This window comes from Halobacillus shinanisalinarum (genome assembly GCF_022919835.1).
Lineage (GTDB): Bacteria > Bacillota > Bacilli > Bacillales > Halobacillaceae > Halobacillus_A > Halobacillus_A shinanisalinarum.
The window spans coordinates 2,773,432-2,794,193 of the sequence record NZ_CP095074.1 but is presented as its reverse complement, the minus strand read 5'-3'; the positions used below and the strand labels follow the sequence as shown (position 1 = coordinate 2,794,193).

Sequence of the window (20,762 nt, the reverse complement as noted above, 5' to 3'; positions counted from 1 at the left end):
CATTAATTCGAGGACATTCTTGCATTTACCCCAGGATTATTCATTCTTTTTCTACATCAATCTATAACGTTACGTCATTGTCAACGATTATTTCCCGGGGAATATTGTCGCTTGTTGGGAATTTTTCTGTAGTATTGTCAAATCTCTTGTAATAGTAAATAATAGTTTTATACTAAACCTATAGTAGAGAAAGGTTGAGGGAATACCATGGTACGTCATAAGGTTATTGAACCTAGTAGATTAAGCGAAGCCCAAATGAATGAAGTGTCAACCATTTATCAGATTTATCATGATCAACTTAGACACACTTCTAGCAAAAAGGCTGCTAAAGCTACGATGCATTATTGTCTTTCAGGCGCGCATGTAAAGACAGAGGACCAATTAGCAAGCTATGAATTCTTGTATATGAACGATTATTTTTGGGAACTCGATACTGCCCTTTCTACTCAACATGATGGTTCAGAGATTCCACTACTATATCGCGTTCTATTAACACGTTATTCTAAGCCTTTGACTACTGAAGATCTAAAATGGTTACAAACCTTATCGTTCAGCCACCCTTCACTAAAATGCCTGCATTTATTTACCCTTGTTTATGCCTACTATGATATAAAGCAATACACAGGGTTAGATAAGTATGTAGATGAGTGCTATGATGCCCTCCTTCATGTTAATGAACCTTTATTCTACTACTATATGAAACTGAGATTTGATGAATTACTTTTTCAGCATTATTGGAAGACTAATAATCTTCTCTTAGCAAAAAAGTATATTTATAAAGTGCTTAATACAGACCTTTCACCAAGGAAACTAAGTAGTATGAATCACAACCTAGCATTATGTCATCTTTACGAAGACTATGATTTAGCTATTGGCTATGCTTGTACAGGACTCGGCATTGCCAGGGAGAATAACTTAGTCAAGGCGATCAAATCTATTCAAAATTACACGATTCCTTTCATTTCAGCTTTCCATAAGAGAACACAGAATATAACAACACCTGATAAAGTTGAAATGGCTCATTTAGCTATTGCTAAAGGCGATTCAAAAACGGGAGAAGCCATTCTTTCAAGGTTATCCTCATTAACCCCGTTCCAAGAATGTTATTTAGGCTTAGCGACAAGTGATCGAGCTATGCTGAACCGGGCACATAATCGCTTTATTAAAGAATATGGTGATCACTTTTTTGCCCAGCTACCCCTTTACTACTTGGAGCGAATCAATAATAATTAGGAGGAATTTTAATGAAGAAATTACTTTCTGGTGCATTTTTAATGTTGATTTTATTGGGGCTTTTGGTTCCGGTTATAGTTTCTTTGGATATGACCCAGGCGATCCGGGCATGGGTTCTATTGAACTAGCTGTCGATCCTGGTGATCCTGGGATGGGTATTACTGCGAGTGAAGGGCCAGCGTTTGTGGATCCGGGCGATCCGGGCATGGGGTAACATCAGTTATAAATTTAGAGGCAGCCGAGTACTCGGCTGCCTCTTTTCTATGTGTTTTTGTTGTTAAGAACGGAGAGTTCAGCTTAAAGAGTTATACTTTCTTATCTTCGAGACAAGGGATTCAGGAATGAGACGGCGAATTAGAGTTTAACTACTAATTTAAAAATGAGGTATTTCATATGAACCTATATTGTCAAAGTGCCTTTCACCAGCTGGAGGTAGTCATCGCATCACTTTCTGAAATTATTGGACAGTTGAAAGATGAAGACTTATCTTTTCGCCCGACACAAGAGAAGTTCTCGATCGGGGAAACCCTTGAACACTTAGCCATTATCCCAGCCGCGGATGGCAAAGCACTTGAAGAAGCCACCGAAAAAGACATGATTGCTTTTTACAGTTCGGTTACGTTAACGACAACTTCAGAAATATCAGAAACCCTATACGAGCATTTCGCTTTATTAAAAACTCAATTCGAGAATTACACAGAGCAACACCTGTTCACAGAAACTACCTCATGGTGGGGGTAACATACACACGATATGAATGGCTCCTTGAAATTATAGCTCACATGTATCACCATCGCGGTCAGCTTCATGCAATGCTCGTTCACACTTACAACAAGGACCCTGAAGTACTATTATTTGAATAGACCCTCAACTTAGCAGCATTTTTTAATTGAAAATAGATACACTTAATTGATAGTTAAGATTCCGTATTTCTCATCACAACTATATGATCAAATTGCTAAATCGCTTGTAATCCTCACAGACAACTTCAATCACTTTCTATAAATTATTTATTTATATTTATTATAAATAAATATTGATTTTCATGAGATTCATATTATAATGATTATTGTAGAATATGTTGAGAGGGGACGAAATAATGACAGACCACAATCGTAAACCACAGTTAACAAACAGTACCGGCGCTCCCGTCGGTGACAACCAGAATTCAATTACAGCAGGGTCCAGAGGGCCTACTTTAATACAAGATGTACATTTGTTAGAAAAATTAGCTCACTTTAACCGTGAACGTGTTCCTGAACGTGTTGTACACGCAAAAGGTGCAGGAGCTCATGGCTATTTTGAAGTGACGGGTGATGTTACTGACTACACGAAAGCGAAATTTTTGGACGAGGTTGGTAAACGCACTCCAATGTTCGCTCGATTTTCGACAGTCGCCGGAGAAAAGGGCTCAGCTGACTCTGTGCGCGACCCTCGTGGATTTGCGTTGAAGTTCTATACTGAGGATGGAAACTATGACTTGGTAGGGAACAATACTCCCGTCTTTTTCATAAGAGATGCTATTAAATTCCCAGACTTTATTCACACGCAAAAGAGAAACCCAGCTACGAATTTGAAGGATCCTAATGCGGTATGGGATTTCTTCTCGCTTTCACCTGAGTCGTTGCATCAGGTAACGATTCTTCATTCTGACCGTGGAATTCCTGCTACTTTTCGCCATATGGATGGATTCAGCAGCCATACGTTTAAATGGACGAATGGTGAAGGTGAATCTGTCTGGGTGAAATATCACTTTAAAACGGAGCAAGGGATTAAAAATATTGATGAAGCTACAGGTACACGTTTAGCTGGGGAAAATCCTGATTTCCATACACAGGATCTGTATGCGGCGATCGACAATGAGGAGTATCCTGCTTGGAAGGTCTATGTGCAAATTATGCCACTTGAAGATGCGGATACGTACCGCTTTGATCCATTCGATGTGACTAAAGTTTGGTCACATAAGGATTATCCTCTTGTTGAGGTTGGCCGTATGGTGCTTGATCAAAATCCGAAGAATTTCTTTGCTGAGGTAGAGCAGGCGACGTTCTCCCCAGGTGCACTTGTTCCTGGAGTTGATGTGTCCCCTGATAAGATGCTGCAAGGTCGTTTGTTCGCTTATTCTGATGCACATCGTTATCGTGTTGGGGCAAATCATGAAGCACTTCCTATCAACCGTCCCCGTGCTCAAGTGAATAACTATCAGCGTGATGGTTTTATGCGCTTTGACGATAATGGCGGCGGGCAGCCGAATTATGAGCCGAACAGTCTTGGCGGCCCCGAGGAACAAACGGACAGCAAACAAGCAGCTTATGAAGTGTCTGGACTTGCCGACAGTGTTAGCTATGATCATCATGACCACTACACGCAAGCTGGTGATCTGTACCGTTTGTTGAGTGAAGATGAACGCACCCGTCTAGTTGAAAATATTGTTGGTTCTATGAAGCCTGTGGAAAGAGATGAAGTCAAACTTCGTCAAATCGAACATTTCTATAAAGCAGACCCAGAATACGGCACACGCGTAGCCGAAGGCCTTGGCCTGCACGTTCCACAAGAAGCTTAAAATTGGAATTATCCTCCACCTCAGGTCATCCAAATTATGGATGACCTGAGGTGTTTATTGGTAATTATGCTTTTAGATATTTGATAGGTAATTTTTCTTCTATAGTTTTATCTAAGGCTTTATAAACATGATAGGCTTTGGCTTGTGGACGTGAACTGATGACATCGTGAACTTCTTTTCCTACATAATGTAAAGCTGCCCCATCGTCTAATGCGTATCCTGAGAGCATGTTTTGATCGTGAATGTAATTTTTGTAAGCTGGCCTTCTATTTTCCTCTCCGTCGTAGTGTGGAGTGCAGCTTCCTTTGATAAAGCCTAAACACGGGATCGGTTCAACTTTATCGCCATACGAATCTGTTAGTCCCTGTTCAAACCAGCAAATCGCACCAGCACTAACACCGGCTAATACAATCCCTCGTTCCCATGCTTCCTTAAGAATTAGATCCACATCCCACTCCTTCCACAAAGCCAGCATATTCTTCGTACTGCCTCCGCCAACATAAATAATGTCCTGGTCCAATAGGTAACCGTGAAGATCTCTTGTTAGCGGTTGAAATAATGAAAGGTGTGTAGGCATGCACCGTTTCTTGTCGAAGAAGTTATAAAACCGTTGGATATAGCCTTCTGCATCTCCGCTAGCTGTTGGAACAAAACATATTTTCGGTACTTCTGCCTTGGCCTGTTGTAAAACATATTGGTCAAGCAAGGGGTTTTCAGGCTCCATAGAAAATCCCCCGCCACCCATAGCAATTATTTGCCTGATTTCCTTCATCTAACCGCCTCCCTTTCCCATTTTATGTATGACCTGAGGTGGTAGTATATGGATTTTGTCATCTCATTTTAGTATCTTAGCGTTGGTTAGAGTATAGACCCTAAACTTTCTTCAGTATACAAAAAACCCTCAGGTCATCCATAATTTGGATGACCTGAGGTGGAAAAATATATAAAATTGTACAGAGTTATTGATTGTTTTTTTTCTTTTTTTGTTTGCCTTGGCCCAGAGAAGTCTGGATATCCTCTTTGTAGGCATAGGAGAACAGTAAGGACACTAATATACCTCCACCAATTAAATTTCCGATACTTGCCGGTACAAGATTGAGGAAAACATACTCATACCATGTGTATTGGTCTGAAGCAAGAATCCCCATACTAAAGTAGCCCATGTTTGCTGCACTATGCTGGAAGTTCCCGGCTACGAATAGTACGACAGGCAGAACAGTGCCCAGTACCTTCCCTGTAAAATCCCGGGCTGCTGTTGTTAAAAAGGCTGCCATTCCAATTAACCAATTGGCCAATATACCTGACACAAGTACTTCAAACCAGCCTTTTACACCATGATCAATAAATTTCATTTTATGGTCCAGGTACATTGAAAACTCATTATAGAATTCAGGAGCTAATGAACCGGACATTTGTATTAAAACAGCAACTAAGAAAGCACCGATAATATTACCAATATAGGTAGCACACCAAAATTTATAAATGGTCCTTTTCATCAAATTAGCTTTATTAAACAAGTAAGAAGGAAGCAGAACATTAATTTCCGTAAAGAGTACAGCGCCTGAAATAAATACCATTGCATACCCCGCAGCAAAGCCTAACCCGGAAAGCAGATAGTAGAACCCTTTTGTTTCAACACCGACAGCCAACAATACGGAAAAGACTGCTCCAAATGTCATAAACGAACCAGCCGTCATAGCAAGTAAAAACTGTCCGCTAAATGGTTTGTTTAAGTGGTCTCTCCCTTTTTCTCCGAATTCATCAACAATTTGCGAAGGGATATAGAACTGACGACTTGGACGGTCGACCTTCCCTTTAGACGTCACATCTTGTTCATTTGTATTTTCATCAGCCATTGGTATCACCCTCCAATTCTTCTGATATACCCGATTTTTTAAAGGGATAACCTTACCAAGTATATTTTTAGATTGACTAGCACACATTACTAAACACAATACCCTTATAAAGGAGGGCTCACATGCCTAGTAGAGATAAGGTTTGTCTAGCCTGTGATGGCCGAGGTTTGCTTATGGATGATGAAGAATGGCATTATACTTGTAAAATTTGTGACGGGAATGGATTTATGCCTCAGAGTACGAATGTAGCTAACCGACAGCTAGCTGATGTTGATGAAACAAACCGCATTTTAGATTAGTAAAAGAAGGACTGGTTCCATGACCAGCCCTTCTTTTTATGATTGATTCAATTTTTGTCTAGGTATCGAAGGTTGTTGTATTGCAACATTTCTTCTATAAAGCTGGCTGGTTAACTGAACAGTAGCGTTCCCCAGTTGATCCAATCGTTCTTGAACATCTTGATCTACAAGCTTACCTTCGCCAAAATGACCGTTATGGACATACACACCTCCCGGTACAACATGCGCACGGAAATAATTAGCGAGGGGTTCAATTGGTGGTCAATGACTAAATAATGGTGAAAACTCCCCCCCAGTGGCAATGAATCCATTAGATCTGCTAATCCGGGTTCTTATATCTATTATTCACTTGCGAAGGAACTCTCGTCTTCAATCGGTCTTTTTGTCTTTCTTACTAAAGCAATAATTCCTGCGATAAGAAAGGCTAGTCCGCCAAACAGTCCGAAGCCAATGGTGCCGACTGTGGTGACGATTCCAGTAATAATCAAAATAATTCCAGCAGGCTTCGGCTTCTTATTCCCCTTTAGAAAGACAATAGCCACAATTCCAAGAATGATCGCTACCAGTGCTGAAATAACAATAATCCATGTTACCGAGGCAACCCCTTCCATTATTTGATCAACTGAGATTTGAGCTTGCTCCATGTTTTGGTCTTGATTCAGCATACTTTGCATATCCGCTCGCCATCCTGGATTATCCTGCACATTGAGAAAGACTAAGCTTAATACTGCTGTAAGGCCATAAATAACTACACCGATAACTGTAAAAACGATTTCTACAATTCGCTTCATTCTACTCACGCTCCTTTAAAAGTTTATGCATTCGTTACATCCCGTTTGGAAAAGAAAAACCACGACAATCCAAGGAACAGGATTAAATAGACGATCAGTACTGTTACAGAAAAGCCTAGTGTTAAATCAGATATAACCGGTGTACCTGTAAAAAACTGATTCAAATTCGTGTTGGCGAACAGAATGAACTTCGCCCACTCTTTTCCACTAAAGAACCCTACAATTGCATTTCCAGACATCATTAAGAAAATCGCTACCCCAATTGCAAGCGAACTGTTTCTAAAAATGGCGGAAACCATAAAGGCAAAGGTTGCCATCATCAGCAGGTTAACTGAACTCAATCCGTATTGTGATATCGTAAGTTGGAAGATCGGTGCCTGATGAACCTCTTCACTCTGCCAGTACAAGTATGGTGCTGTTAAACTTTCAAACCCAAATAATACTGACCCTACTAAAAAGGATAGCACATATAAAAATAATAGCATGGTAATTGCAAAAATAAGCACAGAAACATATTTTGATGCCAAAATTTTTGTTCGTGAAATCGGTCTTATGAGCAGCAGCTTAATCGAGCCCCATTTAAACTCGTTCGCAATCATACCCGCTGCTACAATAATCGTCAGCAAACTAATGATTGAAATATTCGTACGGTTGTCCTGGACAAAATCCCATACGTCATAACCACCCGGTTTAATATCGTTTTCGATCCGATACTCATTCATGGCCATCGTTTGCTCATTATAGGGCGCTGCAAACTCTTGTTCCTCCATTTGCTTTTGAAGCTGTTCGTTCTCAGCCTGCAGTTCCTGTTTCCAATCATCCCCTGCCGCTTGATTACCGTCCGTCATGGATTGATCAATTTTCATAAATACACCGAATCCTATAATAAATACAGCAAGTACAATGTACATGATCCATGTTGCAACTTGTGAGTATGTCTTCATTTGTTCATTTTTAACTAACTGGATAAAATTACTCAATGGTTCCCTCTCCAATCAAATCCAGGAATTTATCCTCTAACGTGGAACGATTTACATTCACACTGAAGATATCAATATTTTGCTCGACAAGCTTGGCTATCACTAAAGGAATCTCCTCCTTTTTAACCGACATCATCAACTCGTTTTGATGCTGATTAACCGAACCTTCAACAATCCCTTGCAAAATCTCATAAGCGTCGTTCATTGGTCTGGCTTCAATAGTGACTTCCTTTTGATCGGATTGCTGTAAGGCATCATGAACAGACTGAATCGATATAAGCTCGCCATTCTTTATAATCCCGATCCGGTCACACATCATTTCCATTTCAGATAAAATGTGACTTGAAACAATAACCGCCACGCCCTCTTCTGCAGCGAGTCTTCTTATGTACGAACGAATTTCACGGATCCCTGATGGGTCAAGACCATTCGTTGGTTCATCGAGTATGAGAATAGAGGGATTATGGAGCAAGGCCTGCGCTATGCCAAGCCGCTGCCTCATTCCTAACGAATACTTGGACACTTTATCCTTCATTCTTTTTTCAAGACCGACAAGGCGAACCACTTCTTGAATCCGTTCCTTGCTGATCCCTGGTACCATTCGCGAGTAGTGAATGAGATTCTTCCATCCCGTCATAAATGGATACATTTCCGGGTTTTCAACAATACCGCCAACATAGCGGATTGCTTTTTTGAAGTCTTTCTTTACACTTTGTCCTTTTATTATGACATCCCCATCTGTCATGCTCATTAACCCAACCATCATTCGTATGGTTGTCGTCTTTCCTGCCCCATTCGGGCCTAGAAAGCCAAACACTTCTCCACTGTAGATTTCAAAATCCAAGCCCTTTATGATCGGCTTATTACTTATTGACTTTTTCAGATTCTTTAACTTCATTACGGGTTCTCCCATATAAAAGCCCCTCCTTCTCTTAACACGTCCCCTTATTCTACGATCATCGTTGGAACACGTTTCAAAAAATTACTATTTTTTACGAAAAACTTATTCAACCTACTATTAATCCCATCTTCCTAACGAAGCCTGGAGCTGTTTGAGCTTTCTCCCGACCGGATTGTGGCCTTGTTGCTTTTGCCATTCGTTGTAGCTTGCAATGCCTATGAGCAAAAGCCCCGCTACGAGCAAGTAAACCCACCATGGCATATTACCCCAATACGGACGCGTTTGATAGATAACGTTGAATATCAATACACCCATCCCTACGAAAAAGTAAGATTTGATACGCAGCTGCATACCGACAACCATAGAAATCAAAGACAGGCTGCCAATAATCCATGCATCCCAGATGGTATGACTGAAAATAGCATCAACGACTAAATAGGCTGAGATCCCTAACAGTAAACTCAACTGAATACGTTTCATGATTTGTCTATAATCTGACCACGTTTGCTTCTGCAGAAAAATCATTACACCTATAAGCGGAAGGACCTCCAATTCCGCTTGTATCAAATCGCTCCATAAGTCACGATACTCATAAATAACAAGTAAATAAGCCGGGTAGATAGTGAGTACACTTAACGTTTCAAAGATGGCTGCAGCCATTTGAGTGCCCCACCTCAGTCGGTTTAATATAAACCACACACTTAGTAACAGGTACGGAACAATTTGAAGCCATACTGTCGTATTCTCCTGCAAAAAGGTGAACAAAAACGGACTGTAAAGCAAGGCCACCCATGTAAAGCTGTCTAAGATGATAGAGTCCTTCTTCTTTTCAACTAAGTGACTGTACATAACCCGGCCAATTACAACAAGCACGACAAAACTGATCATTAACAACACGAGCATCACTTGACGGTCAATAATCATACGGTATTCTTCCCACATACACAGGATTGCTAGTAATGGAAGAACGTTGACCCATGACCATTTTCTATACAAGATAAAAAAAACAGTAAGTGCCACGTAAGCTAGGATTGGGACTATCTCTACTACTTGCAGTAAATCAGGCTTATAAATAATACTGTACATCCCAATAAGCGAAAACGGGATGAGATACCACTCAACCCTTCTTCTCCACACCACAGGCAATGATAGCCAAGTGAGCGAAAGAATTACACTTGTTATCATAATTGAATAGGGGGCTGGAATCGCTTGAAACAAGTCATAATGGCCACCTATATTGGTAATCAGGAAGAAAAGAGTCGTGAAGCTAGCATAGAGAAAGACTTTCACTTGCCACTCCCGCTTTTTCACTAAACTGCTATAAACATAGACGGCAATCGGGACCATTAGGATAAATGGGGTCAGTCTCATGGAAATAGTTTGTTCCAGCAAAATGATAGCCGTAAGAATAACCATCGATCCATGGGCAAGCCAAAAGAAATACGGATTCATATCTGGCCATTTCTTACCGCCTAAAGAACCGATGGAAATGAGTAGCACCGGGGCGGCGATCATAAACATTAAAATGTCTGGTAACCCATGTAATTCCAGCAACGGAAGCAATGACACATAAAAGGCCAGCACAGTGAGTGAAACGACGATCCAAAGTTGTGATATACCTGACCGGAGAACTAGCCACGTAAACACAGCTATCCCTGCAGCAAGAATAACAGCACGCATCCAATCAGCTTCAACACCTGTACCATTTAATAAAAAGAAAATGGCTAACGCGTATGAAGACTGCCCGATATAAAACGTCGACATCGAAAAATCTTCTTCCTTCGCCCTCCTAAAAGCTTCACTGATAGCTAATAGCAGCAGTCCAGCACAAGCAAAATGAGCAGTTTCTCCATAAACACTTCGTAACCCAGCAATATGTTCAACAAGAATGAAATAAACAGTAACCAGTGCCGCAAACCAACTTAGAGGTTGGACCCAAACGGCCGTATCCATTACTTCCTTTACATGTGATTTCTTAAATGCCAAATAGGCCCATACTCCAAACGTAAACAACATAGCAGCGGTTTCACTATATTGATTCGTCTGAGCTGCAAAACCAATGCAAAGGATCATAATAACAATGGACGTATAAAAGCTACTTTCTTTAATGGGCAGGAACCAGTGATGCTTAGCCCAGAGGCCAAGGTAAAGCAATACTGCACTCGCTACCGCAAACAGGAACAACTCCATACTCGCAAAATCACTATCCACTACCAACCATAACTGCCAGGCAGCAGCAAAAATAAACACTGGTGTTAAGTATTGAAAGACCTGCTGTTTAACAAGATAGGAAAGCACACCATAGTTAAGTGCAACAATGAGGTAGGATAGAAACAGCAACAATGAGCCATCTTCCGCTTGGATAAGAATCCCTTTATAACTCACATAAATAAAGGCGAAAAAAGAGATTAACCCACTCATATACATGAACATCCTACTTACAAATGTATGGCTTCTCCAGGCGTACGCGAATCCAATGTACAACAATCCGGCCGCGCCATACACGACAAAATCAACAGTCTCTAGCGCTGAGTGTTCAACTAACTGATATATTCCGTAAGCAACCAGTGTAGAAAAGACAAACTGGTACTCCCTTGTCTTGTAGACAAACACCATTGCCATGTAAAGGCCTGCTGTCAGTAGTAAGTTGAAACTGTAAAACAGTTCATTTTCAAAAAGTACCAACATGAGCAAGGTCGATAAAATTAAGTTTGCCTGTGTATATAACGGGACTTCTTTCATGAAAAGCTGAAGCCGCTTCCTTTCTTTATATTGATGGTAAAGTACTAATAAAACAGCATTAAACACCATCAGCAAAAGGTAAAAGGCGTCTACTGATAACTCTAGAGCCCTTAAACCAAACCCAACTGTAAGCGAGATGGAAATAAATGAAATCCATACGAATAGGCGGGAACGGTGCATATAGGCATTTCTAATATATAGTGGGAGCGGAAGCGCTGCCCTATTAACCCCAATATGTATCTGCCTTCGCCATAAAGAGATAAGTAATTTCCGAGAAGCTCAAAGTAACCAATTGCCAGAATAACAATTGGCACAAGCATACTTCCAAGTGTCAGAAAGGCGAATGCCGTCTGTTCAATACGTAAATATTTTCTTGAAATCAAGCTTAAACCTAAGAAAAACAGTGAGACGAATGAGATCGAAAACACCTTCATTACTGAACTCATTTGATCCCATTGGCTTGTCGCTACAACTAATCCGCTAATTAGTAAAAGGACAACACCAAGAATCAAAGACCAAGTGATATTCCGTTCTCGTACTTGTTCTTTGGTACGCACTTTCTTAGGTTTATGCTCCTTAACAAGCTTCGTTTTTGGCTGTAGCTGGCTCTCATCAGGAGCTTTCTCTTGTGATACGGTTTCTTGTTTAATAGCTGGTTCACTTGCAACCTGCTGGTTCTTCACATGTCGATTATGTGCCTCAGTTAATCGCCTATATTCATCTCTCGTTATGTATTGTTCTTCCCTCAGATCCCTCAACTCTTTACGAAACGCGGCATCAAGTTGCTGGCGAGATAGCTCCTCCATCTACTTCTCCCCCTTTTCCATTCTTTTCTAAGTGTAATATTACATTCCTGATATAGGAATATCAACCTGTTTTCCCCCCTACTTTACCCTATGTGCCTAACAATGGAAGTAACCATCGTTCTTTGATAAAATTAACTTAATGAATACAATGAGGGGGAATGAGAATGAAGATTGTGTCCATAGAGCCGACGCCCAGCCCTAACTCAATGAAAATTAACTTGAATGAAGAATTACCAAGCGGGGAGACCCGTAACTATAAACAGGGGAGTAATTTGGAATCAGCTCCTGACTTCATTGCACAGCTTTTTGACATTGAAGGTGTTAAAGGACTCTATCATGTTACGGACTTCATCGCTTTAGAACGGCACCCAAAAGTAAGTTGGGAAGGCATCTTACCTGCAGTCCGTTCAATTTTTGGTTCGGAAGAAACGTCTGATGTTGCTTCTCAAAACAACCAGGAGACACCTGATGATTCTTTTGGCGAGGTAAAAGTGTTTGTCCAAATGTTCCGCGGTATTCCGATGCAAGTGAAACTCGAAGATGGCGATGATGAGAAACGTATCGGCCTGCCTGATATATTCATGGAAGCAGCGATGGAAGCGGCCCCTGCTTCTCCAAACATGATTATGGAGCGAAAATGGGTCGAACAAAACCCACGCTATGGCGATCCCTATGAAATAGGAGAACAAGTCAAAGAAGAACTCGCAGCCAGTTACGATACGAACCGATTGAAGACCCTTGTAAAGCTTGCTGCTGAAGAAGATACGAGTGAAACCGAGGCAGTTCCCAAACAAAAAGTTTCTATAGAAGTACTGAATGACCAAGATTGGAAAGTCCGGTATGCCGCCCTTGACCGAATGGATCCAACAATAGAGGATTTACCCGTATTAGACAAAGCGTTGGGTGATCCCAAAGCTTCGATAAGACGTTTAGCTACGGCTTACTTAGGCATGATTGAAGAAGCGGAAACCCTTCCTTACCTTTACAAGGCTTTAAAGGACAAAACCGTAACAGTACGGAGAACTGCTGGGGATTGCTTATCTGATCTCGGCTTTAAAGAAGCCATGCCTGAAATGATCGAATCACTGTCTGACAGCAACCGATTAGTCAGATGGCGTGCGGCTATGTTCCTTTATGAACTCGGGGATGAAACAGCTCTTCCTGCTTTAAAAGAGGCATCCAAGGATCCTGAGTTTGAAGTACGCATGCAAATCAATATGGCGATTGAACGAATTGAAGGCGGCGAAACAGCAAAAGGTTCCGTCTGGCACCAGATGACACAAGCTACTAAACAAAAACAATAGGAGGCTTATATATGAACCCATATGAAGCGTATATGAAAGAAATATCTCAACCAATGAGAGACGAGCTAACACAAGCAGGCTTTTCTGAATTAACAACCCCTGAATCTGTCGATGAGTTCATCAGTTCAACAAAGGGAACGGCCCTTGTCGTAGTCAATTCTGTATGTGGTTGTGCAGCAGGACTAGCCCGTCCTTCCGCTAGAGAATCACTCGTTAATGAGAAAAGACCGGAACACCTAGTGACTGTATTTGCTGGACAGGATCGTGAAGCGACAAGCCGTATGCGCGATTATTTAGAAGGCTATGAACCTTCCTCCCCATCTATGGCTTTATTAAAAGATGGGCAAGTCCTTCATTTTATTCCTCGAGAAGAAATTGAAGATCATGACGTCGAAGAAATTGTAAGTAATTTAACCTCTGCTTATAACGAACATTGCTAAAGCTTTTGCTGTGCCGTCACCTTTTATGTAGCGGCTTTAATTTTTAAAAAAACTTGTTAAGTTACGTCGATATTTCCCGGGAAATGTTTTTTACTGTGATAATATAAAATCATCTGTTTAATCACATGTGGCAGTTACCTGAGATCTTCCACTTCACAGATGTGGACGGAACTCGACCAAACTGGGAGAATTTTTTCGAAAAGTATGTAAAATAAGGTTAGACAAAAACAGACACAATTCACCCTCTGAATTGTGTCTGTTTTTTATGATGAGATCCCCGTTTCAGTAATATCCATTGTCACCTTTACATCCACAGGTGTATCAGGGTATTTATCATTCCAAGCCTTCACATCAAAATTCCTACTGCGGTTATCTAATATGCTGCCAAGACCTAGGGGATCAATATTGTTTTCCTGGAATTGTTGAATCAGTGCAAGACATTGTTTCTCAAAAATTTCATTAAATTCCTTTTCCATTTTGTGTATTCGCTTGGGATTTGAACTATCCTCCAAGTTAGAAATTTCATTTAAGACTCCTGTCACACGAATATCTATTAGAAATTTGGGGTTTTCAGTTCCACCTTCTATATAATATTCCACTTTTGAATTGATACTTTCTATCATAATCCCATCACCTTGGAACTGGATTTCTTGTACTCCTTCACTTACTTTCTCTTTCATCATCTTAAAGAACAAACTTTTTGAGTAAGGAATGGTAAGGGCTAATCTCGAATCATCTAAAAAGGCGATCCCTTCCATTTTTATAAAGTCCTTTGATTTTTTCAGATAAGGGAGAAACCCGTCAACTCCATTCCCATAGTAAGAATGTAAAAAACTGTGTAAGTTGGTGTTTGGAAAGTTCCTCTTCATGTTGTGCTCTATAATCCCCATTATATATCTTGCCGTTGTCTCGTTTTGTTCATATTTCCCTTCAATCATCCCCTGTGCTTCGCCATTTACAACCGCAAGAAAGATGTCTCTCCCAATTCTTGGATCACGAGTTAAGGAATCAATAAATTTGGAAATATCTTGTTTTGCAAGTTCTTCATTAAATAGCGCAATGGACATTTTCCCTGTTGATATTGGTTTAGATGATTTTGTCTGTAGATTAGCATGAATATTTTTCGCTGTATCTGCTGTACTTGTTAAATATATTTCCGTAGCTGCTGCCTTTTGTTCACCCTTAGTGTACTGGGCAACAGCAAACGTCCCTTTAATTTGATTTTCATCAATATAATCGTATCCGGCAAGTTGAACGATGGCCACATCTTCTATACTATCATTGGGCATACAGCTGGTAAGTACCATTGAGGAGGCAACTAATAGGGAAAATAACCACTTATATTTCATTTCAATTCCTCACTTTATTGATAATCTTCGAGAGACAGAACAAGACTGGGATGTATAACAAAACATAAAGGCCAACTTGACTTGTAAAACTGTTGAGTGTATCAATGGTATGTCGGGTCTTTAACAACCCGCTCGCAACCAAAAGGATCGCACAAAATAACCAAAGAACATACCTTTGTTTTACCTTAAACACACGTTTTGGTATACGGGATGCCCCCCACAAGGCCAAAGCTATGTTTGGTAACACTACATAAAACCACATAGCTATACCGATGTACTCGAAACGTTCAACAAAGGGAAACTCGACAATTTTCCATAGGGTAATCGTCCCCCAAATGACGTACTCGAGTTGTCCTTCACTGAAATAAACAAAAGAAGTAATCGCTGTGATTAAATAGATTAAAACCGTAAAAAACACTCCGAAATGTGCCCATTTTTTAGAGGCATGCGGATTCTTGATAAAAGGATAGAAAATCAACAGTAATTCAATACCGAGAAAACTTAAAACACTTTGTTTTGTAGCAGCGATCAGCTCTGAAACACTGTGATCAACAACAGGATAAAGACTGCTTACATCACCTTCTAAGATCGGGTAAAATTTAAGCAATAAAATCGGAAGACCCAAGATAACACTAATTAAGCACATACCGGTTACAACCCGAAACCCACTTACTACGAAATAATAGATAAGTAATATGGATGCACACGAGAAAAGCCAGAGTTGCAACTCCGGAAAGATCCATACTTCAATAACCTCTATAAATGTCCTTAGAACGGTAAGAGTCAGCAGAAGAAAATAGATGCTAAAAAGTAGACTGAGAAAACCTCCGATATATTTACCGAAGATATTCTTGTGAACTGACACAATATCTCCTTTACTGTCTTGAAGGATATGGTAAATCATCCATAATAGAATATGAATACATAAACCACCGAATAATATCGAAATCCAAGCATCAAAACCTGCATACTTGGAAATATAGGTTTCAAATCCAAGGATACCGACCCCCACCTGCATGGCATGGATTAAAAAAAAGACATAGGTGGGTGTAACTAAAGAACTTTCAGGTACAGAGAGCCCTTCCTTGAAGGGTGTTATATTATTCATCAATATCCCTCTTTCCCTTGATACGGTTTGGGTCAAAACGGGTTGAATGAACCGGACGAGTTTGCATAGGTCTTTTCTTCTGTTTGTTAAAAGGCAAACGAATAAATGCATCCTTTAAATCATTAAATCTTAGTGGATACAAGGGAGCAAAAAAAGGTCTCCCTATAGACTGTAAATTCATCAAATGACCGATAAAGAATGCCATACACATCGTAACACCGATTAATCCCCACATTTGCGCCCCGATGATAAACGGAAACCGCACAAGACGGACCGTGTTACCAATTTGATACACAGGCGTAGTAAACGAGGCAAGCGCCGCTAATGCGACAATAATTAACAACACATTACTTGTCATACCTGCTTCAACTGCAGCAGTCCCAATAACAATACCGCCAACAATACCAATCGTTTGGCCGATCTTGGTTGGCAGCCGCGCCCCCGCTTCTCTGAGCAATTCGATCGTTAATTCAAGAATAATAACCTCAAGAATAGGAGGGAAAGGAATATCGGCCCTTGAAGAAATAATCGTTGCTAATAACTCCTGTGGTATCATCTCATGATGATAGGTTAATACCGCGACGTATAGCGGTGTACTAAGTACGGAAAATAAGATAGCACACAGGCGAATTAAACGGAATACTGTCGCTAAATGCCAAGGTAAAAAGTAATCATCCGAGGATGAGAAAAACTCAACGATTGTTGTTGGGCAGACAAGGGCATGAGGCGAGCCATCTACAACCACCGCAATTTTCCCTTCTACAAGGGTCCCTACAACACGGTCAGGTCTTTCTGTATCTAGAAATTGTGGGAAGGGGGAACTCGAATTATCCGCTATCATTTGGGTGATAAATGAACTATCAATAATCTGATCGTATTGAATATCATTTAATCGCTGCATAACTGTATTCACGTTTTCCTTGTTTGCAACCTCATCAATGTAAACCACCGCAACACGTGTTTTTGTTAGTTTGCCAACAGATACTTCTCTCATCGTTAATTCTGGTATTGGCAAGCGTTTACGAATAAGATTGATGTTCGTGTCTAATGACTCAACAAACGCTTCCTTAGGCCCTACAACACTAAATTCCACTTCAGGGATACTAATGTTTCGGCTTTTATTTTTGGTTGCGGGAATTAGAAGCGCTTCCTCCTCGCCTTCCTGCATTTGAATCACAATATACCCGCGTGTAATTTTTTCTTTTACTTTTGTTAACTGCCTCGTAATATAAACATTTTCAACAGGCAGTCTTTCTTTTATATCTTCTAAAGAAAATAATGCATGTTTTTTTAAGATAGGCAAAACCAATTCATTCATAAATTTTGAACCACTTAATGTCTTATAATAGGAAAGAACACAGCTCGTCCGACCGCTGTGTTGATAAATAACAAAATCCTTGGACTGTTTCATCATTTCATATAAGTCCTGAAACGATGCCTCTGGGTTTTGACCCTCTTGTTTTAGCATCCCTTGTGGTTGATAACTTTCCTTGTCTTTCCCCTTCTTTTTTTTCGTCCAATTAAACATTAGAAAGCTCCTTATCATACAATATACAAAGGTAGTAGACTATTTTGATTGTATGAACACGTTTGTTCTTAATGATTTACCTATAAAATAGCGACTCGATTAACTTTTATCCTTTACATAAAGGTTATAAATTATACTTTTTAGGAGAGGATAATGGGGACTTAGTGAAGAGGGAGGAAATATCGTGCTCCAGATTCTTATATATGTAAGTCCACTGGGTTTAATCCTATCTTTTTTTATATCTGTATTTTTTTTTATGGATGGGTTGGCGAAGTTTTTTCTGTTCACCTATATACTTTGGATTATGATAATACCTTTCATCCTTCTTTATAGAGAAGAGGTTAGGATAAGCAAAAGAAAGGATACAGAAGATGAGATTTGGTAGCTCATCAATGCACCTAGAATAATAATAGTTGGTTAGGCAAAGATAGTTGAAACCATGTAAAAACTAGGGTCGTTTTGGATAAGCTACGTTTAACTTCTAATGAACTTGGAGTGCTTTGGACACAGTACGTTCAAAATAGTATGGTTGATCAAGTATTAAAATATCTTTTAGAAACAGTAGAAAATGAACAAATTAAATCTATTGTTGAAGAAACGTTAACGATTCTGTAAATACCGCTGAGGAGAGCAGACGCTTATTAGAAGAGGACGGATCCCCTGCCCCGAACGGCTTCAATGAGCAAGATGTTGACCTTAACTCATCGAAACTTTTTACAGATGCCTTTATGCTCGCATTTATTGAACATATAGGGAAAGCCGGAGTAGCTGCTAATGGACTTTCTTTAGGATCTTCGGTAAGAAAAGATGTTAGAGACTTCCTAAGTGAAACCACTTGAAAAACGATTGATTTATTTAATCACTGTATAGACACATCGCTATCTGAAGATTTATATGTCCGTGCACCCCAGGTTAATGTCCAAGATGAGGTGGAGTACGTGCAAGGAAAAAAATACTTAAATCCGTTTAAGAAAAGATCATTGAATACAGTAGAAATCTCGCATCTGCTTGAGAACGTAAAGACGAATGTTATCGGTGAAAAGCTGTGTACCGGTTTTGCACAAACAACAAAATCGCCGGAAATTAAGTCCTACCTTAAGAAGGGGAAGAAATTTCGAAAAAGCATCTGAATACTTTTACCAATACCTTGAAGGAATCAGATATCTACCCGCCTATGTCATCCAGTAGTTTGGTTACAACTTCAACAACACCCGCTTTCCTAATCGATTAGTCATTTTTCTTATGACGATGTTAAGCTCAACTGGGCAAGCTAATTATTCAGCGGGGTCGAGCGCAAGTTTTCGTTACGACCTCATATTTAATTATCAGAGGCTATCTGCAGAAATCGGCTTATTTGCTAAAGAAGGAGCAGATATCATGATTAAGAACGGGTGGTTGGAGGAGCCGATTCAAGCTGCAGACCGTTCGGATCTAATGAAATAATTTAAGCTAAAGAGGAACTTTATGCATTATAAACAGTTAGAAGCTATTTTATGGAGTATCGCTTTCCCTGGATTTGGGCAATTTTTAAACAGAGATTTAATAAAGGGTCTTACCTTTCTAGTTTTAGAGATCGTCATAAACTTGTGCAGTAGCTTTAATAGGGCCATTATCTTTAGTTTTAATGGAGAAATCACGAAGGCCATAGAAGTGACCAACTATCAATGGCTCATGTTCTACCCCTGTGTATATATGTTTGGAATTTGGGATGCCTACAAATACTCCCATCCTGACGTGAAGCCTTTAGCTTTTCTACCTTTTGTAATTTCGGCTTACTTTGTCACAGTCGGACTCATTTATTCATCCAAAATTAAGATTATGGGAATGATACTGGGTCCAGTATGGATGCCGATTATCTTTTTATTGCCAGGCTTAGTCATCGGCTTTTTACTAAGAAAAATCATTCTAGTCAGAACACACCAATAAAATTAACCAAAATTCCAATAAACCCCACCTCAGGTCATCCATTATATGGATGACCTGAGGTGGGGTTTCTACTTGATTCAACTTTCATATAAAATGTGTAAATAAACCATTTTAGACATCTATGTTAAAATAAGTCTAATGTACTATAAACAAACGAGATTAACAACCGAGAGGAGACATAAGATGACCCAACAATCCCATTATCAATCATTGGTCGAGGAATTTGAGTCTAAAATTAATAGGCCACTGGATGAGGATGAATTACAATTTATTTGCTGGATCGTGAAAAAACATCAAAACATGTGTGAAGATAATTGATTACCCTCCCCCCCCCCCCGTAAATGTTACCTAACTCGTCTCTTTAACAATAAAACTTTATCAAGATCTTGGAATAAATGAATTACTTAACATACCATCGTGGAGTTTTTTCCATTCTTTCCTCTGTTAAGGTACTCGAACAGTTTGGGCAAATCACTGCTGGTTTAGGGATGGGCATACAGCAGTAAGGGCATTCTTTCTTCATCAAGGATGCCATTGGGTTTTTGTGAGGTTTTCTCCAACGATTAATTTGTCTAACGACGAGAAAGACAGCAAACAGTACGAGTAGAAAGCGGATGGATGCAGTAATGAATAAGCCGTAATTAATGGTTGCAGCACCAGCAGCTTTTGCTTCAGCTAAAGAAGAAAAGGTTTCCCCACTCAAACTAATGTAGAGGTTCTCAAAGTTCATCTTTGTGAGAATTACCCCAATTGGCGGCAACAACATATCAGAAACGAGCGAATCAATGAATCCGCCAAATGCCGCACCTAAAACAACCCCCACCCCCATATCAACCGCATTCCCTCTCACAGCAAACTCACGAAATTCCTGAAATAGTTGCAATAGCTCTCCCCCCTTCCTAGTAGCGTATGAGAATAAGGGACAAGCTATGATGT

General features: G+C 40.0%; 22 protein-coding genes and 2 pseudogenes. 12 read left to right on the top strand and 12 right to left on the bottom strand.

Going from position 1 to position 20,762, the window contains the following annotated elements; all coding sequences use genetic code 11:
- Positions 1 to 207 precede the first annotated feature (207 nt).
- The 3 genes from MUO14_RS14020 to katA all read left to right on the top strand — a co-directional run bounded on the left by MUO14_RS14020 (position 208) and on the right by katA (position 3,796).
- Complete coding sequence (locus MUO14_RS14020) at positions 208 to 1,233, top strand: AimR family lysis-lysogeny pheromone receptor (RefSeq protein ID WP_244751277.1); 1,026 nt, start codon at positions 208 to 210, stop codon at positions 1,231 to 1,233.
- Between the two features lie 393 nt (positions 1,234 to 1,626).
- Positions 1,627 to 1,974, top strand: coding sequence for a DinB family protein (locus tag MUO14_RS14015; RefSeq protein WP_244751276.1), 348 nt, complete (start codon positions 1,627 to 1,629; stop codon positions 1,972 to 1,974).
- A 358-nt stretch (positions 1,975 to 2,332) separates the two neighbouring features.
- Positions 2,333 to 3,796, top strand: a complete 1,464-nt coding sequence (gene katA / locus MUO14_RS14010) for a catalase KatA (RefSeq protein WP_244751275.1) — start codon at positions 2,333 to 2,335, stop codon at positions 3,794 to 3,796.
- A 64-nt stretch (positions 3,797 to 3,860) separates the two neighbouring features.
- On the opposite strand, the gene MUO14_RS14005 is transcribed toward katA, so the two are convergent.
- Together MUO14_RS14005 and MUO14_RS14000 are read right to left on the bottom strand one after the other, a co-directional pair.
- The gene (locus MUO14_RS14005; RefSeq protein WP_244755586.1) at positions 3,861 to 4,559 is read right to left on the bottom strand and encodes a Type 1 glutamine amidotransferase-like domain-containing protein; all 699 of its coding nucleotides are present in this window, start codon (positions 4,557 to 4,559) and stop codon (positions 3,861 to 3,863) included.
- Positions 4,560 to 4,755: 196 nt separating this feature from the next.
- A complete protein-coding gene (locus MUO14_RS14000; protein WP_244751274.1) occupies positions 4,756 to 5,652 on the bottom strand; it encodes a formate/nitrite transporter family protein in 897 nt (298 codons plus the stop codon).
- A 122-nt stretch (positions 5,653 to 5,774) separates the two neighbouring features.
- On the opposite strand from MUO14_RS14000, the gene MUO14_RS13995 reads away from it, so the two are divergent.
- A complete protein-coding gene (locus tag MUO14_RS13995) occupies positions 5,775 to 5,951 on the top strand; it encodes a hypothetical protein (protein WP_244751273.1) in 177 nt (58 codons plus the stop codon).
- A 36-nt stretch (positions 5,952 to 5,987) separates the two neighbouring features.
- Here MUO14_RS13995 and MUO14_RS13990 read toward each other — a convergent pair whose 3' ends face one another.
- The 6 genes from MUO14_RS13990 to MUO14_RS13965 form a co-directional block, all read right to left on the bottom strand.
- A complete protein-coding gene (locus MUO14_RS13990; protein ID WP_244751272.1) occupies positions 5,988 to 6,158 on the bottom strand; it encodes a hypothetical protein in 171 nt (56 codons plus the stop codon).
- A 134-nt stretch (positions 6,159 to 6,292) separates the two neighbouring features.
- Positions 6,293 to 6,742, bottom strand: coding sequence for a DUF4064 domain-containing protein (locus MUO14_RS13985; protein WP_244751271.1), 450 nt, complete (start codon positions 6,740 to 6,742; stop codon positions 6,293 to 6,295).
- A 23-nt stretch (positions 6,743 to 6,765) separates the two neighbouring features.
- Positions 6,766 to 7,722 carry an ABC transporter permease gene (locus MUO14_RS13980; RefSeq protein ID WP_244751270.1) on the bottom strand — a complete coding sequence of 319 codons (957 nt, stop codon included), beginning with the start codon at positions 7,720 to 7,722 and terminating at the stop codon, positions 6,766 to 6,768.
- Positions 7,715 to 8,635: an ABC transporter ATP-binding protein gene (locus MUO14_RS13975; protein ID WP_244751269.1), complete on the bottom strand. Its 921-nt coding sequence runs from the start codon at positions 8,633 to 8,635 to the stop codon at positions 7,715 to 7,717. The genes MUO14_RS13980 and MUO14_RS13975 overlap by 8 nt, the downstream gene beginning before the upstream one ends.
- 105 nt (positions 8,636 to 8,740) lie before the next feature.
- Complete coding sequence (locus MUO14_RS13970) at positions 8,741 to 11,545, bottom strand: SCO7613 C-terminal domain-containing membrane protein (protein WP_244751268.1); 2,805 nt, start codon at positions 11,543 to 11,545, stop codon at positions 8,741 to 8,743.
- Entirely contained in the window at positions 11,476 to 12,171 is a 696-nt protein-coding gene (locus MUO14_RS13965; RefSeq protein WP_244751267.1) for a hypothetical protein, read from the bottom strand. The genes MUO14_RS13970 and MUO14_RS13965 overlap by 70 nt, the downstream gene beginning before the upstream one ends.
- Before the next feature lie 164 nt (positions 12,172 to 12,335).
- Here MUO14_RS13965 and MUO14_RS13960 point away from each other — a divergent pair, with 164 nt between their 5' ends.
- Together MUO14_RS13960 and MUO14_RS13955 are read left to right on the top strand one after the other, a co-directional pair.
- Positions 12,336 to 13,475 (top strand): conserved virulence factor C family protein, encoded by a 1,140-nt coding sequence (locus MUO14_RS13960; RefSeq protein WP_244751266.1) that lies wholly within the window; start codon positions 12,336 to 12,338, stop codon positions 13,473 to 13,475.
- Positions 13,476 to 13,486: 11 nt separating this feature from the next.
- On the top strand, positions 13,487 to 13,915 hold the full coding sequence (locus MUO14_RS13955; protein ID WP_244751265.1) for a BrxA/BrxB family bacilliredoxin: 429 nt from the start codon (positions 13,487 to 13,489) through the stop codon (positions 13,913 to 13,915).
- A gap of 263 nt (positions 13,916 to 14,178) precedes the next feature.
- Here MUO14_RS13955 and MUO14_RS13950 read toward each other — a convergent pair whose 3' ends face one another.
- From MUO14_RS13950 to MUO14_RS13940, 3 genes are read right to left on the bottom strand one after another with little or no spacing between them, the layout of a single operon-like run.
- The gene (locus tag MUO14_RS13950; protein WP_244751264.1) at positions 14,179 to 15,264 is read right to left on the bottom strand and encodes a Ger(x)C family spore germination protein; all 1,086 of its coding nucleotides are present in this window, start codon (positions 15,262 to 15,264) and stop codon (positions 14,179 to 14,181) included.
- Position 15,265: 1 nt separating this feature from the next.
- Positions 15,266 to 16,372 (bottom strand): GerAB/ArcD/ProY family transporter, encoded by a 1,107-nt coding sequence (locus MUO14_RS13945; RefSeq protein WP_244751263.1) that lies wholly within the window; start codon positions 16,370 to 16,372, stop codon positions 15,266 to 15,268.
- Positions 16,365 to 17,900, bottom strand: a complete 1,536-nt coding sequence (locus MUO14_RS13940; protein WP_244751262.1) for a spore germination protein — start codon at positions 17,898 to 17,900, stop codon at positions 16,365 to 16,367. Before MUO14_RS13940 ends, MUO14_RS13945 begins: the two co-directional genes overlap by 8 nt.
- Positions 17,901 to 18,359: 459 nt before the next feature.
- On the opposite strand from MUO14_RS13940, the gene MUO14_RS24355 reads away from it, so the two are divergent.
- The 6 genes and pseudogenes from MUO14_RS24355 to MUO14_RS24345 all read left to right on the top strand — a co-directional run bounded on the left by MUO14_RS24355 (position 18,360) and on the right by MUO14_RS24345 (position 20,144).
- Positions 18,360 to 18,515 (top strand): DUF3231 family protein, encoded by a 156-nt coding sequence (locus MUO14_RS24355; RefSeq protein WP_255822119.1) that lies wholly within the window; start codon positions 18,360 to 18,362, stop codon positions 18,513 to 18,515.
- A 20-nt stretch (positions 18,516 to 18,535) separates the two neighbouring features.
- A pseudogene (locus MUO14_RS24795) lies at positions 18,536 to 18,739 on the top strand (DUF3231 family protein); the annotation flags it as partial.
- Between the two features lie 90 nt (positions 18,740 to 18,829).
- The gene (locus MUO14_RS24790; RefSeq protein ID WP_396265580.1) at positions 18,830 to 19,030 is read left to right on the top strand and encodes a DUF3231 family protein; all 201 of its coding nucleotides are present in this window, start codon (positions 18,830 to 18,832) and stop codon (positions 19,028 to 19,030) included.
- A gap of 97 nt (positions 19,031 to 19,127) precedes the next feature.
- Positions 19,128 to 19,343: pseudogene (locus tag MUO14_RS24350) on the top strand (DUF3231 family protein); the annotation flags it as partial.
- 21 nt (positions 19,344 to 19,364) lie between these two features.
- Entirely contained in the window at positions 19,365 to 19,826 is a 462-nt protein-coding gene (locus tag MUO14_RS13925; RefSeq protein ID WP_244751261.1) for a hypothetical protein, read from the top strand.
- A 183-nt stretch (positions 19,827 to 20,009) separates the two neighbouring features.
- Positions 20,010 to 20,144 (top strand): hypothetical protein, encoded by a 135-nt coding sequence (locus MUO14_RS24345; protein ID WP_255822118.1) that lies wholly within the window; start codon positions 20,010 to 20,012, stop codon positions 20,142 to 20,144.
- An 82-nt stretch (positions 20,145 to 20,226) separates the two neighbouring features.
- Here the strand turns inward: MUO14_RS24345 and mscL are convergent, their stop codons facing one another.
- Positions 20,227 to 20,709, bottom strand: coding sequence for a large conductance mechanosensitive channel protein MscL (mscL, locus tag MUO14_RS13920; RefSeq protein ID WP_244751260.1), 483 nt, complete (start codon positions 20,707 to 20,709; stop codon positions 20,227 to 20,229).
- Positions 20,710 to 20,762: the final 53 nt, after the last annotated feature.